13 protein-coding genes are annotated in these 13,109 nt (G+C 59.5%); 3 read left to right on the top strand and 10 right to left on the bottom strand.

Features of this window, described 5'->3' with window-relative positions; genetic code table 11:
- Window positions 1-37: 37 nt before the first annotated feature.
- The 3 genes from HEP89_RS04790 to HEP89_RS04780 all read right to left on the bottom strand — a co-directional run bounded on the left by HEP89_RS04790 (window position 38) and on the right by HEP89_RS04780 (window position 2,348).
- Window positions 38-1,351 (bottom strand): tetratricopeptide repeat protein, encoded by a 1,314-nt coding sequence (locus tag HEP89_RS04790; RefSeq protein WP_156912359.1) that lies wholly within the window; start codon window positions 1,349-1,351, stop codon window positions 38-40.
- 68 nt (window positions 1,352-1,419) lie between these two features.
- Entirely contained in the window at window positions 1,420-1,620 is a 201-nt protein-coding gene (locus tag HEP89_RS04785) for a cold shock domain-containing protein (protein WP_031268890.1), read from the bottom strand.
- 269 nt (window positions 1,621-1,889) lie between these two features.
- Window positions 1,890-2,348, bottom strand: coding sequence for a YtoQ family protein (locus HEP89_RS04780; protein WP_022999702.1), 459 nt, complete (start codon window positions 2,346-2,348; stop codon window positions 1,890-1,892).
- Between the two features lie 211 nt (window positions 2,349-2,559).
- Here HEP89_RS04780 and HEP89_RS04775 point away from each other — a divergent pair, with 211 nt between their 5' ends.
- On the top strand, window positions 2,560-3,195 hold the full coding sequence (locus HEP89_RS04775) for a peroxiredoxin (protein WP_022999703.1): 636 nt from the start codon (window positions 2,560-2,562) through the stop codon (window positions 3,193-3,195).
- Window positions 3,196-3,286: 91 nt separating this feature from the next.
- On the opposite strand, the gene HEP89_RS04770 is transcribed toward HEP89_RS04775, so the two are convergent.
- The 5 genes from HEP89_RS04770 to HEP89_RS04750 all read right to left on the bottom strand — a co-directional run bounded on the left by HEP89_RS04770 (window position 3,287) and on the right by HEP89_RS04750 (window position 9,577).
- Window positions 3,287-4,144 (bottom strand): SDR family NAD(P)-dependent oxidoreductase, encoded by an 858-nt coding sequence (locus tag HEP89_RS04770; RefSeq protein ID WP_168691450.1) that lies wholly within the window; start codon window positions 4,142-4,144, stop codon window positions 3,287-3,289.
- A 5-nt stretch (window positions 4,145-4,149) separates the two neighbouring features.
- Window positions 4,150-4,977, bottom strand: coding sequence for an RNA methyltransferase (locus tag HEP89_RS04765; protein WP_022999705.1), 828 nt, complete (start codon window positions 4,975-4,977; stop codon window positions 4,150-4,152).
- On the bottom strand, window positions 4,974-5,927 hold the full coding sequence (locus tag HEP89_RS04760) for a class I SAM-dependent methyltransferase (RefSeq protein WP_152508540.1): 954 nt from the start codon (window positions 5,925-5,927) through the stop codon (window positions 4,974-4,976). Before HEP89_RS04760 ends, HEP89_RS04765 begins: the two co-directional genes overlap by 4 nt.
- A gap of 261 nt (window positions 5,928-6,188) precedes the next feature.
- Complete coding sequence (locus HEP89_RS04755; RefSeq protein WP_209014452.1) at window positions 6,189-8,624, bottom strand: methyl-accepting chemotaxis protein; 2,436 nt, start codon at window positions 8,622-8,624, stop codon at window positions 6,189-6,191.
- Between the two features lie 194 nt (window positions 8,625-8,818).
- Complete coding sequence (locus tag HEP89_RS04750) at window positions 8,819-9,577, bottom strand: SDR family oxidoreductase (protein WP_022999708.1); 759 nt, start codon at window positions 9,575-9,577, stop codon at window positions 8,819-8,821.
- A 125-nt stretch (window positions 9,578-9,702) separates the two neighbouring features.
- On the opposite strand from HEP89_RS04750, the gene HEP89_RS04745 reads away from it, so the two are divergent.
- Both HEP89_RS04745 and bfr read left to right on the top strand, forming a co-directional pair.
- Window positions 9,703-9,945 (top strand): (2Fe-2S)-binding protein, encoded by a 243-nt coding sequence (locus tag HEP89_RS04745; RefSeq protein ID WP_062490562.1) that lies wholly within the window; start codon window positions 9,703-9,705, stop codon window positions 9,943-9,945.
- A gap of 115 nt (window positions 9,946-10,060) precedes the next feature.
- Complete coding sequence (gene bfr / locus HEP89_RS04740) at window positions 10,061-10,546, top strand: bacterioferritin (protein ID WP_022999710.1); 486 nt, start codon at window positions 10,061-10,063, stop codon at window positions 10,544-10,546.
- A 167-nt stretch (window positions 10,547-10,713) separates the two neighbouring features.
- On the opposite strand, the gene HEP89_RS04735 is transcribed toward bfr, so the two are convergent.
- Together HEP89_RS04735 and HEP89_RS04730 are read right to left on the bottom strand one after the other, a co-directional pair.
- On the bottom strand, window positions 10,714-11,391 hold the full coding sequence (locus HEP89_RS04735; RefSeq protein ID WP_168691448.1) for an ATP-binding cassette domain-containing protein: 678 nt from the start codon (window positions 11,389-11,391) through the stop codon (window positions 10,714-10,716).
- An 8-nt stretch (window positions 11,392-11,399) separates the two neighbouring features.
- Window positions 11,400-13,103: an ABC transporter permease subunit gene (locus HEP89_RS04730; protein ID WP_168691447.1), complete on the bottom strand. Its 1,704-nt coding sequence runs from the start codon at window positions 13,101-13,103 to the stop codon at window positions 11,400-11,402.
- Window positions 13,104-13,109 lie beyond the last annotated feature (6 nt).

Genomic DNA, 13,109 nt, shown 5'->3' with positions numbered 1-13,109 from the left:
TTGCACGAATTCACTTGCCGTCCGCGCGGACAGACTGTCACGTTTGGCTGGCGCCTGGCTTGCGGATGTGAAAAACGAGCCCTTGCACATCCTTGCCGAGTTCTTTGCGCAGAATATCCCGTTTCTCCAGCGCATAGAGAAGGCCCGCGGCCTCCGCGCAGCGCTTTAGATATTCGGGCCGGTGGGCGTAGCGCCCCGTAGCATCCACGCGGTAGTCCGGCCCGTCTGACGTGTCGAGATGCTCGACGCTCGCGACGAGCATGCCACCCGGGGCAAGGGCTCCTGCAAGCGCCCGCATGAAAGGCTCCAGCTCGCCGAGATAACACAGCGTGTCGACACAGACTGCCAGATCGAATTGGGCCGGCAGGTCGGAGGACAGAAATCCAACGAGCTCCCCCTCGACCAGGAAGTCGTAGACCTTCAGTGCCGCGGCCTTGCGCAGCATGCCCGGTGACAGGTCGATGCCGGTGAGCCGGGCACAGTGGTCGCGGATCAGTGGTCCACAAAGGCCGGTCCCGCAGCCAAGGTCGACCACATGGGCAAACGGCAAGTCGCGCTCCCTGGCCAGCTCCGCGACTTCCTCGGCAACAAGCTTCGGCGCCTGGTAGCCGAGCCCGTTCAGGACGTCGTCAAAGCTTTCCGAAAAGCTGTCGAAATGATCCCGGACATAGTCCGCGGGGGCAAGCGACAGGTCTTCTCCGCGGATCGCAGCAAACTGATAGCGGATGACCGGGTCGTCGGGGTAGGTTGCGACAAGCATCTCCATATGCCGTGTGGCGACTTCGGCCCGTCCAAGCGCGCACAGTACGCGCGGATGCCAGCCCTTGTCGCTCCAGACGTCTGGCGGGAACTGCAGACACCGTTCGAAAGCGTCTGCCGCTTCCTCTCTTTTGCCGGCAAGCATCAGCGATATGCCGAAGTTGTGCCAGCCGCTGTGATTGTTCGGGTCGAGGCGCACGACTTCTCGCAGCATGGGCAGAAGCTCGTCGTTGTTGCTGGCTTCCTGCAGCATCATCGAGATGTTCTTCCAGGCTTCCTCGTGGCGGACTTCAATTTCAACTGCGCGCAAATAGGCCTTCAAGGCTTCGTCCTTGTCGCCTGAAAGCTTCAGGATGTTGCCGAGGTTGTTCCAGGCGGAGAAATTGCGCGGGTTCCTTTCCAGGGAAGCATGGATAAGCGCAACCGCATTGTCCGCCTTGCCGGCATCGAAATGGAGCAGCCCCAGGAAATGCAGGCCGTCCGCATGGTCGGGATCTTCCGATAGCACATCCTTGTAGGCGCTGAGGGCGGCTTCCAGATTGCCGCTGCGGTGGGCGGAGATGCCCTGTTGTAATCTCTCGTCAATTTGCATCTGAAAAAAATCCAATAAAAAAGGGCGGTCGAACCGCCCTTGTACCCGGTAATGACCTGTAAGTGACCTTACAGGACTTTCAGGTCTTCAGCCACCATTTGACCGCGGCGCCACTCCAGGTCGAATGCCACAAGCTGGCCTTCCTTCAGAGTGTCAATACCGGACCGGCGCAGGGCCGAGATGTCGACAAGGATGTCCTCGCCGTCCTGCGGTTCGATCGTGCCGATACCTCGGCGCTGATCAAACCATTTCACGTTTCCATGTAGCATGGAGTCTTCTTTCCAATTCTTGGCATCTTGGCATACGACGGCTTCCATAGCTGCCTTTTTCAACGCCTTGATGACAGTGTTGATGATAATACTAAAGTACTTTTCAGACCCTGCTCGGAACTGGACATCGACGTGCGCAGTCTTTTCGCGACTGCCTCACTTCAAGAAGCCGTTCCATTTGGCGGAGGTCTGGTTGCCCGGTAAAAACACCCGGGCTTTTCCATAGTGTCTATTAGTATGGTAATGAAATTGTTAATTTCAAGACCTGCTCACCGATCGAGCTTCCCAAGTATAACATATTTGAGGATATCGACGACTTGTTCGGAGGTCTCGGCGACCGCAAGAGCAGCTGCGTCAACTTCCTTGAGCGGGTGGGTCAGCGACGGGTCGTGAACGACAATCAGTGACTTTCCGAGCGCAGCGGCATAGCCGGCATCGAAGGCTGCGTTCCATTGCTTGTATTTATCGCCGAAGCGGACCACGACGATGTCGGCTTTTTCCAGCAGCGTCCGCGTGCGGATCGCGTTCACCTTCGCGCCCTTGTGGTCGTACCAGAACTTGTTGTCCTCACCACCCAGGATGGTCGCGCCGCAATCGTCGCTGGCATCGTGATCCGTCACGGGAGAGGAAAATTCCACCGGAAGCTTGAGTGCGGATGTGCCTTCCATGATCCTGTCACGCCAGTCGGTATGGATTTCGCCGGATAAGTAGACGCGCCAGGTGGTCATAAGGTTCTCCCATGCAAGCTTTTGAATTATGTGGCGAAAATCCCCGCCTTGTTGTGATCCGAAACTGGGGGCTGAACCAGGCAACGTCAACCCCTGCGTTCATTTGCCCCTTGGTGGAAAGAGCCGGGAGACTCGACAAGTCTGCGCAAAAACTGAAGGGTAAACCGCCGCAAAACTGAGATTGCGGTCCGTAATTTTAAGGAGCTCATTCATGTCTGCACTTTTGCTCGGAGACGAGGCACCGGATTTCGAAGCCGACAGCACGGATGGTCCGATCCGTTTTCATGAGGCGATCGAAGGGTCCTGGGCGGTTCTGTTTTCCCACCCCAAGGATTTCACGCCGGTCTGCACCACGGAATTGGGAATGACCGCCAAGCTCAAGGACAAGTTCGCAGCCCGTGGCGTCAAGGTTTTCGGCGTTTCGGTCGATCCCATCGAGGATCACCATGCCTGGGTTGGTGACATCGCGGATACGCAAGGCGTTGCCCTGAACTTCCCGCTGATTGCCGATCCGGATCGTAAGGTGGCCACCGCATACGGCATGATCCATCCCAATGCCAACGATACGCTGACCGTGCGGTCGCTGTTCGTTATCGGCCCGGACAAGAAGATCAAGCTCAAGATCGAATACCCGGCCTCCACGGGCAGAAACTTCGATGAAGTCATCCGCGTGATTGACAGTCTGCAGCTCACCTCCGCCCACAAGGTCGCCACCCCGGCCAACTGGGTGTCCGGTGAGGATGTCATCATCGTCCCGGCGGTGAGCGATGAAGAGGCGAAGGAGAAATTCCCTGAAGGCTGGAAGACCCTGAAGCCTTATCTGCGTGTCGTGCCGCAGCCCAAATAACGGCTGAACAGAACGGATGAAACGGCTGGCGGCGCATGAAAAAAGGCGCCGCCGTCTCTAGGTCTGGTCAGGGCAGGGACCTGCGACGGGATCACACCGTCGCCAGCAAGGCCTTGAGGGCAACACGGTAGTCCGGATAGCGGAATGTAAACCCAAGCTCGTCCTTGAGGCGCTGGTTGGAAACCCGCTTGTTTTCGCCGTAGAAGGACCTGGCCATCGGTGTGAGATCCGCGGTTTCGAACGGGATCTCGGGCGGGGCTTCGACGCCGAGCAGCTCCGCGGCAAAGGCCACCACATCCTGCGGCGGGGCCGGTTCATCGTCCGTGACGTTGAAAACCCGCGTCGACGGCTTAGCCATGGCAGCCTTCAATGCGCCCGCAATATCGGCAACGTGAATGCGGTTGAAGACCTGACCCGGCTTCACTAGCCGCCGCGCCGTGCCCTTCCTGAAATTCTCGAATGCATTCCGGCCCGGGCCATAAATGCCCGAAAGGCGGAAAATCTGCACCGGCAGGTCATTCTGTTCGGCAAATGCCAACCAGGCCTCTTCCGCCGCAACACGCTGGACGGAGCGTTTGGAAACGGGGTTGAGCGGAGTTTCCTCATCGACCCAGGCACCGTCGTGATTGCCGTAGACACCGACTGTGGAGAGGTATCCTATCCAGCGCGGTTTCGCGCCGGCAATCTCATTGGCATATTGGTTCAGCACCGGGTCGCCGGCTTCGTTCGGAGCAATCGAGACCAGTATATGGGTTGCTTGCTTCAGTGCTTCGGCAACGCCGTCGCCTTGGGAATTGCCGTCGAAGAGAAACGGTTCGACACCCAGTGTCCGGAGCGCCTCCATTTTGTCCGAAGAACGCGTTGTGCCGCCGATCCAGTCGAACTGGTCACGCACTTCTTTCACGAACGCCTTGGAGGAAAACCCGGTGCCAAAGATAAACAGACGCATACGTTCTAAAGCTCCAGATGCTTGCGGCGGATTTCATAAAGCGCAACGCCCGTGGCAACGGCAAGGTTCAGGCTGTCGGCCTGTCCGACTTGCGGAATGCGGATCAAGGTACGGCAGGCGGCTGCCATGTCATCTTCCAGGCCCTTCTGCTCGTTGCCCATGACCAGCAGAACCGGCTCGGCATAGTCGGGCGTGCGATAGTCGACCGATCCCTTCAGGTGGGTGGCCGCGACGGTGCCGGGCCACTTTTCGGCCAGTGACTTGAATTCGTCCTTGCCGAGTTTGGCCAGCGGCACATGAAACAGCGAGCCCATGGTGGCGCGCACCGCTTCAACCGCGAAGGGATCCGTGCAATCGCCGACCAGCATGACACCTGCGCCGCCGACCGCATCGACCGTGCGGATGATCGTGCCAAGGTTGCCCGGATCGCGCACCCGGTCGAGCGCGACCCAGAGTGTGGTACCGGCGGGATCAATGTCGCGGGCTCCCAGAAGCTTCTGCTCGTAAACACCGACAACCATCTGCGGATTGTCCTTGCGCGTCATCGCGGACATGACGGCGGTCGATGCTTCCAGGATCAAGGCGCCGCGCGCCTTCGCGGCAGCAGCAGCCTTCTGCGCGACAGGATTGTCCCGCGCTTCCGGGCCGAGCGCGAGATAACGCACGCCCCAGCCGGCTTCCAGCGCATCGGTGGCCAGCTTCAGGCCTTCGGCCACGAACAGGCCCGACTGGCTGCGGTGCTTGCGTTGCGCGACGAGCCCCTTGATTTCCTTGACGATCGGGTTGGAATGGCTGGTGATCTGTTTCACCGCCCCCTGGCGTTTTTCGATCATCTGCTGCTCCAGCGCGAAAAGAGCGACGTGGACAGCGCGCGCTTGCCGTCCTCCTCGCGGATGACCAGTTCGCCGGATTCCAGCAGGCCGCCTTCGGTGTCCAGGGTTTCGGCCATGAGTTCGTGAATGGACACGAAACTGGAGCGGATCGCATAGGCGGTCAGGATCATGAACAATGCGTCCTTGTCCAGAAGCTGCTTCAGGTCCGCGAGCATGCCGGGCAGGCTGGTATAGATGTCCCAGACCTCGCCCTTCGGGCCGCGGCCGTATTTCGGTGGGTCGAGAATGATGCCGTCATAGGTGTTGCCGCGCCGCACTTCGCGGGCAACAAATTTCGAAGCGTCCTCGCAGATCCATCGGATCGGCAGATCTTCGAGACCTGACATCTCCTGGTTCTCGCGGGCATAACCGATCGCCTTCTTGGAGGCGTCCACATGGGTCACCTGCGCCCCTTCCGTCGCCGGCAGTAATGAGGCAAGGCCGGTGTAGCCGAAAAGGTTCAGGATCTTCAGCGGCTTTTCCGGTGCGCGCTCGCGTTCAGCGCGGATCTTGCCGTTGACCCAGTCCCAATGGGCGGCCTGTTCGGGGAAGACGCCGACGTGGCGGAACGACATGAAGCGACCGTTGTAGCGAACAGGACCGTATGACATAGGCCAGGTTTCCGGCACGCTTCCGGAAAACTTCCAGCGGCCCGGGCCTTCTTCTTCCGTGTCGCCGGAAAAGACGGCATCGGCACGGTTCCAGACACTTTCCTTCTGCCGCCGGGCCCCCATGGCCTGCGGTTCCGGACGCACGATGGTGAAACGGCCATAACGCTCCAGCTTCTCGCCCTGGCCCATGTCCAGAAGCCGATAGTCCTTCCAGCCCTTGGTCTCCAGGATCACCGGCCAGCTCTGGTGTGCAGGCTTGCCGGACGGGGCATAGGTGGAGGCACTGGTCTGATCCGCCACGGGTCTCACTCGTTTTCTGTCAGGTTTGAAGTTGTTCCGCCATAGAACATCCTGCCTTCTTTTGAAAGTAGATTAGACGTTCCTTTGTGGTCGAAAAGGTTTCCTGGCCGGCTTTTGAACCCCTCCGGTCCAAACGTTTCGTGACCGGCCACAACAGCACCGCAAAGGCAATTTCCCGCTGTCGTCGGCGATCCTGTCGAGCGCAAAAGAAAAGGGCGGGGAGCCGAAGCTCACCCGCCCTCTTTGGACAGATGTGCGCGATCAGGCTGCGGCAACCTCGGAGAGGAACTGCTCGACTTCACGCTTCAGTTCGTGGGTCTTCTGGGTCAGTTCTCCGGAAGCCGACAGCACCATGTCCGCAGACGAGGAGGTCTGGTCAACGGCCTGAGATAGCTGCGACATGGAAGAGGACACGGCACCGGTTCCTTCCGCTGCGCGCTGCACGTTCTGCGAAATTTCCGCGGTGGCAGCGCCCTGCTGTTCGACAGCCGATGCGATGGCCGTGGTGTAGGTGTTCACCTCGGTCATGGTTTCCGCGATCTCGCCAATGGCAACGACGGATTCCTTGGTCGCGTTCTGGATCTCGGTGATCTGGCTGGAGATCTCCTCCGTTGCCTTGGAGGTCTGGGTGGCCAGCTCCTTCACCTCGGCAGCAACAACCGCGAAACCTCTTCCGGCTTCACCGGCGCGTGCCGCTTCGATGGTGGCGTTGAGGGCCAGAAGGTTGGTCTGTTCGGCAATCGCCTGGATGAGGGTCACCACTTCGCCGATCTTTGTGGCGGCTTCCGCCAGCCCTTCGACCTTCTGGTTGGTGATCCGTGTTCCGGTGGTGGCCCGGTCGACGATTTCTGTCGTCTGGGCAACCTGGCGGGAGATCTCGCCGATCGAAGCCGCCAGTTCTTCGGCGGCGCTTGCCACGGTCTGAACGTTGTTGGTGGTCTCGTTGGACGATGCCTGGGTTTCGCTGGCGTAGCCGGCGCTGTCCCGGGCGATTTCCGTCAGGGCCTGTGCGGTGTTGTCGAGGCCGCCCGCGGTGGTTTCCACGGAGCCGAGCGCTTCTTCCGCCTTGGTGCGGAAAGAATGGATCAGACTGTCGATACGGGCCTGGCGTTCCTGGCGGGAGGCTTCCTCGCGGGCATTCTGCTCCTGCAGCTGAGCGCGTTCCACAGCGTTGTCGCGGAACACCTGCACCGTGCGGCTCATGTCGCCGATCTCGTCGCCACGATCGATGCCCGGGATCACAACTTCATTGTTGCCGTTTGCCAGGCGGTCCATGACGCCGGTGATCGTGCGGATCGGACGCGTGATGGCCAGGTTGAGAATGAAGGCAAGACCGATGCCGCCCAGGATGGCGAGCAGGATCGTGACGGCAATCTGGACCTTTGCAGCCGTGGCGGCGGAATTGGCGGCCTGCGACTGGGCAGCGGAGATGGACGTGATGTCGGCGCTGACCTTTCGGGTCAGGTCGTCAAGGTCCACTCGTTTGGCGGCCAGATCAGCCTTGGTGACAAGCATCTCGCGGAAAGACTTGTCGAGCGTTGCAACGGATTCAGGGATGGCGTTGATTGCGTCTGCGGCGGAGGGAAGGATCATGGCGTATTTGACCATGTCCTTTTCCAGGCCCTGCAGATTGGCGATCTGTTCTTCTACGGCGGACTGGTCGCTGACACCAAAGGCGCCGAAGAGGTAGAGTGTTTCCGCACGGGCGGCCAGCGCCATCTCATTCAGGCTGGTGGCTTTCTCGGCAATGGAGCGCACCGTTGCAAGGCGGGTGGAGGCGGTCAGCGCGTCGGTCTTTGCCTTGGAAACGACCGGGTGGACTTGCCCGAGAATTTCCTCGGTAAAGCCGTTCATCCCGTCGATGGCATTGCCGACGGCCTGGCGTGCTTCATAGGCTTCGGAAAAGCCGAGATCCTTGGTGAGGTTCTCCAGAGCCGCGTTGAGCTTGTTCGCCTGCGAGGCCAGCTTGCTCACGGTCTTGCGGTCGATACCTTCGATCTGCTTGTACTTCATCTGCTTCGTGGAAGAGACGAGGTTTCGTGCGGTGTCGATGGCTGAGGTAAGATCTTCACCGTCAATGTTGCCGCTGCCCTTCAGGTAAAGCATGTGAACCTTGACGACTTCGTCTTTCAGTTCGAACACGGTTCTCTGAAGCTGGTTGGCATCGTCCAGCTGGCTGTTCGCCGCGAAAGCTTCGGCGCTGATGCGTTTTTCTTCCGTCAGAACGGCGTCACTGATGTTGGTCGCCAGTGCTTCCAGATCATTGGTGCTTTTCTGAAGTGTCGCGATACGCTCGGCCTGCTGCACCGTCTGCTCGGCGACCTGATCGAAAGTGGTCGAGAAACTGGAAACCGCGTCCTTGGCCCCCGCAACCTGAGCTTCAGAGGCGGTGTCGCCCGCAATCTCGTTGGTCAGGAGGTCCAGTTCGCCTTGCAGCGTCGCCACACCTTCAAGCACGGAATTGCGGAGCTCTGCCGAAGGATTGTTGAGATAGTCTTCACGAAGCAGGGACGTTGCCTGGACCTGTCCGGCAACCTTGGCCGCCTGATCGGCAACGACGAACCGCGCGGACAGACCATGGATGGCCAGAAATCCCACGCCTCCCACGACTGCCGTCAGCAGCAAGACTGCCAGAAAACCACCGCCGACCTTGAAGCCAAATTTCAAGTCGGTCAGAACTTTCAATATTCGTTTCATTTTATCCCCGCACAGCCGGAACAACTGCATTGTCGTTCTGTCAGTATTGCGGAGCGCAATGAATATTAGGTAAATCACGCATTTTTAGCTTCAGGTAATATTTAGCTGAAGAATAAATGCGTCATTCTGAAAGTCTGGTTTAGGTACCGCAAATATATCGGCAAGCTAGACGAAGGGCAGGTTGTATAAATGATTTATACATGCTGACCGCCGTTGATGTGAATTTCTGCTCCACTGACATAGGAAGACTTCTCGGAGCACAAGTAATAGATCGTGTCGGCAACTTCATTCGGCAGTCCAAGGCGGCGGAGCGGAATGTCTTCGATCATCTTTTCGGTGCCAGGTGACAGGATGGATGTATCGATTTCGCCCGGTGCGATTGCATTGACGCGAATGCCGTGCGGACCGAAGTCGGCCGCCATCTCCCGCGTAAGCGATGCGAGGGCCGCCTTCGAGGTGGAATAGGCGGTACCGGCGAAGGGATGCACCTTCATGCCGGCAATCGATGTCACGTTGACGACGGAGCCCTTGGCATTCTTCAGTTCCTTGAAAAGGCCCCGGCCGAGCAGGATGGGGGCAAAGAAGTTGACCTGAAAAACGGTGCGCCATTCGTGCATGGCCGTTGTCAGCGAATCCAGACGTTCCCCGTCGGGGCCCTTGGGGCTGATCCCCGCATTGTTGACCAGCGCATGAAGGCGCGAACCGTTGGGCTCCAGACGCTTGCGGATTTCCTGGGTGGCAAACCCGAGGTTTTCCGGATCGGAAAGATCCACCTGGATATGATCCTCAGGCCCCATCGGCCATGGACACTTGTCCGAAAACGCCTGCCGGGAGCAGGTGATCACCCGCCAACCTTCCGCGGAAAATCGCTTGACGGTGGCATGTCCGATGCCGCGGCTCGCGCCTGTCAGCACGAGTGTCGGACGCTCGTCGGGGATACCCTGGCCGGTCATGTTATTTCCCTGCTGGCGTGCAAAAGTCGTGGAAAAAGTTGACTCTTGCAGTCGAGTTTCGTTATTGCGCTGGAATTCGTCAATGCCAATATGTTCGCATATGAGGACGCGCGCCGGATCCTACAATGATCATTTGCTCCTGTAACGTACTGTCTGACAAGCAACTTCGCGAAGCCGCGGAAGAAATGCGTGCAGACCCGAATGGCAAGGTGCCAACGCCCGGAGCGGTGTTCCGTCATCTGGGGTGCAGGCCGCGTTGCGGAAGCTGTTTTCCGTCGGTCATTGACATCATTCACGAAAAAAGTTCTGAAGAGCAACCAAAGTCGGAAGAGTCGCCTGCAGAATTGAAGCAGGCTTCAAACCGCTAGGACTTACCGGCCCCTGCCAGAGAAATGGCTTGGTCCGGAACATGGATTTCGATCAACATCCGGGTACATGTCGAAGTGACAGAGCACCTCGGGGAGATCTCGCAGGGAGAGGGTCATGAAGGGCGAAGCGCGCGTAATCGAGTATCTCAACAAGGCCCTGCGGCACGAGTTGACGGCAGTGAACCAGTATTGGGTCCATGCCCGACTGCTGGCCGACTGGGGCTTCGGCAAGCTGGCCGACAAGGAACTGGCGGAAGCTGAAGAAGAGCGTCAGCATGCACAGGATCTGATGGACCGGATCATCTTCCTGGAAGGTCTGCCCAATCTTCAGACCCTGGACCCGCTGCGGATCGGCCAGTCGGTCAAGGAATGCCTTGAAGGCGACCTTGCAGCGGAATACGTCGCACGGGCCCTTTACCACGAAGCCCGCGAAGTCTGCCGCGAGCTCGGCGACTATGTTTCCATGGCTCTGTTTGAACAGCTTCTGAGCGACGAGGAAAGCCACATCGATTTCCTCGAAACGCAGCTTGAACTGATCGAACGGATCGGCATCGACAACTACTCCCTGCTGCAGGCCAAGTCTGCGGACACCGCCGAATAAGCACCAGGGTTCACAAACCTGATTTCCGTCTGCCGTCGTCGGAGCGATCCTGGCAACGGCAGACATCTTCTGTCTGCCATCAGAAGACTATTTAGGCGGCTCAGTTCTTCCGCGCGTTTTGGCCGTACGTCCTGTTCGCCGACAATTGCACCTATGTGACCTCCTTCTCAGGCGCAGCCGTTGCCTGATCCGCTTTCATCAAGAAAATGTACCTTGCCACCGGCTGCGTCAGCGTCTTCCTCGTCGTGTGTGACAAGCAGGACGGGCAAGCCCTTTTGTCTGGCTGCGTCGAAGACCAATGCCCGGATGTCGGCTCGCCGGGCCTTGTCGAGACTTGAGAAGGGTTCGTCCAGTAGCAGCGCATGCGGCTCGGCAAGAAGCGTTCGCATCAAGGCGACGCGGGTCTGCTGACCACCGGACAGCGTCGCAGGGTCCCGGCTGCCGAAGCCGGAAAGCCCGACATCGGCGAGGGCCTGTTGAGCCATGTCCCGCCGGAGGGATCTTTTGCGGATTGCAGCGGGAATGGCGAACATTAGGTTCTGCAGCACGGACATATGCGGGAACAACAGCGGCGTCTGGAACATCAGGCCGATATGCCGCTCCTGTGCAGGCAGAGGTGTCAGATCCTTGCCATCAAGCATCACCTTGCCACTCGCCTTGAAATCCGGCCGGAGGAAACCGGCAATGAAGTCGAGCAGGCTGGATTTGCCGCTGCCGCTTTCACCCATCACGGTGAGTACTGTTCCCGGTTCTATCCGGCAGTCGATCCCAAGCAGGGGCGCTCCGTCCAGGTGGAGGGTGACGTCCTGAAGAACCAGGCCCATTGGCTCGTTTGGGGTCTGCATTGCTTGCCTCACCTTTCCAGCCGCATGGCGGCCCGGTTGCGATGAAGCAACGCCGGTAACAGTGCGGCCAGCGTAAATCCGGCCAGTGGTATGCCAAGTTGCAACAGGGCCAGCAGCGCAGTTGCCTGTCGGCTGCCACCGCTGGCAAGGGCGACGCTCTCGGTCGTGACCGTGGCGACCCGTCCGGCACCGATCATCAAGGTCGGCAGATACTGGCCGACGGAAACCGCGGCTGCCACGGCAAGCGTTACCAGAACAGGCCGCAGCAGCAATGGCAAACGGATCTGCCAGAAGATGCGGGCACGCGACGCGCCGATGGAGGCTGCGGCCTTGGCAAAGCGCGGATCGAGCCGGGCCCAGGGATCGCTCAAGGCCAGGAAGGCGTAGGGCAGGACGAAAACCAGGTGGGCCAGCAAAACAGCGGAGAATGTGCCGCTGAAATCCACTGACAGGAAAAGCAGCTGCAGACCGAACAGAAAGCTGATCTGCGGCAGCAGCAGCGGCAGGAAGACGAGTGTCTTGAGACGGCGCGAAGAGGTCGACTTGCGGTGATCGCGCGCTTCCAGAACCCAAAGTGTCAGGGCTGTTGCAACAAGCGCTGAGGCACAGGCCAGAGCGACTGTCGTACCGAGAAGCCCGAGGCTCATGCCGAGGGTGTCGGTCATTTGCATGACATTCCAGGCCTGCGGCAGAACGGAGGGAAACCACCACGAGCGGGCGGCAGACCAGATCCCGAGCAGAAGCAGCGAGAGGATCATGGCGACGATGATGATTACCATCACCAGAAGTCCGCCATATCTTGCCGCACGCTCGCGCAAGTGACGATGCCCGGTGACGAGACGGCGCCTGGAGGCCGAGGCGACCAGCCGTTCGCCTGCCAGATAGGTGGCCAGAGCAGTCGTGCTGACGGCAAGTTGCAGCAACGCCCCGGCAGATGCCATCAGACGTTTGGTCAGATCCGGGTCGTTCATCCAGCTGACGAGACGCGGGGCGAGCGGAGCCGGTGTCGTCGGCCCAAGGATGGCGGCAACATCAACGACGGATGTGGCATAGGCGACCACTGCCAGCACCGGCAGGCGGATGAGCGGGTAGATCTGCGGCAGAACGATCTTGAAGAAGGTTGCGACACGGCCATAGCCAAGGCTGGCACCTGCCTTGAAATACTCCTGAACGTGAGGGCGGTTTAGCGCGGCGAGCGTCATCAGGAACAGAAAAGGCACTTCCTTGGCGACAAGACCAACCGTCATGGCGATGCCGAACGGATCGTTGAGGATCAGAACGTCGGGTGGCCTGGACCAGCCAGTTGCCCAAGGCGAAACGAGGCGAACCAGAAATCCCGATGGCGCAATCAGAAAAGCAAGACCGATGGCCGCCGCCGCGTGTGGTACCGAAAGCAATGGCGACAGAAACCGGGTCAGGCGCCGGAACGCCGCCGTTCCGGACCAGCCTGCCACGAACAGGAGCACGATCGCCAGCGACGCGACGGAGGCCGTCAGGCCGGTGGCAGTACTGAGCCAAACGGAAGTCAGCAGACCGGGTTGTTGGAACAGGTGCCGGACAGGTTCAAGGGTGAAGCTGTTGTGGCCCAGCGCGGGCAGATAACCGAAGGCAGGCAGGATCGTACCCGCCAGGCCGGCAAGAACCGGCCCGGCCAGAAGAACCGACACAAGGATGATCGGAATGGCCGGGACGGCTTTCGGCTGGGTTGCCACGTACTC

This window comes from Labrenzia sp. 5N (assembly GCF_012395805.1).
GTDB lineage: Bacteria > Pseudomonadota > Alphaproteobacteria > Rhizobiales > Stappiaceae > Roseibium > Roseibium algicola.
This window is presented reverse-complemented; position numbering and strand designations above follow the sequence as displayed.

Excerpts from the sequence above, each read along its gene's own strand:
- HEP89_RS04790 (WP_156912359.1), bottom strand. The coding sequence starts at position 1,351 with ATGCAAATTGACGAGAGATTACAACAGGGCATCTCCGCCCACCGCAGC.
- HEP89_RS04770 (WP_168691450.1), bottom strand. The coding sequence starts at position 4,144 with ATGCGTCTGTTTATCTTTGGCACCGGGTTTTCCTCCAAGGCGTTCGTG.
- bfr (WP_022999710.1), top strand. The coding sequence starts at position 10,061 with ATGAAGGGCGAAGCGCGCGTAATCGAGTATCTCAACAAGGCCCTGCGG.
- HEP89_RS04750 (WP_022999708.1), bottom strand. The coding sequence starts at position 9,577 with ATGACCGGCCAGGGTATCCCCGACGAGCGTCCGACACTCGTGCTGACA.
- HEP89_RS04735 (WP_168691448.1), bottom strand. The coding sequence starts at position 11,391 with ATGCAGACCCCAAACGAGCCAATGGGCCTGGTTCTTCAGGACGTCACC.
- HEP89_RS04765 (WP_022999705.1), bottom strand. The coding sequence starts at position 4,977 with ATGATCGAAAAACGCCAGGGGGCGGTGAAACAGATCACCAGCCATTCC.
- HEP89_RS04785 (WP_031268890.1), bottom strand. The coding sequence starts at position 1,620 with ATGCTACATGGAAACGTGAAATGGTTTGATCAGCGCCGAGGTATCGGC.
- HEP89_RS04745 (WP_062490562.1), top strand. The coding sequence starts at position 9,703 with ATGATCATTTGCTCCTGTAACGTACTGTCTGACAAGCAACTTCGCGAA.
- HEP89_RS04775 (WP_022999703.1), top strand. The coding sequence starts at position 2,560 with ATGTCTGCACTTTTGCTCGGAGACGAGGCACCGGATTTCGAAGCCGAC.
- HEP89_RS04755 (WP_209014452.1), bottom strand. The coding sequence starts at position 8,624 with ATGAAACGAATATTGAAAGTTCTGACCGACTTGAAATTTGGCTTCAAG.
- HEP89_RS04780 (WP_022999702.1), bottom strand. The coding sequence starts at position 2,348 with ATGACCACCTGGCGCGTCTACTTATCCGGCGAAATCCATACCGACTGG.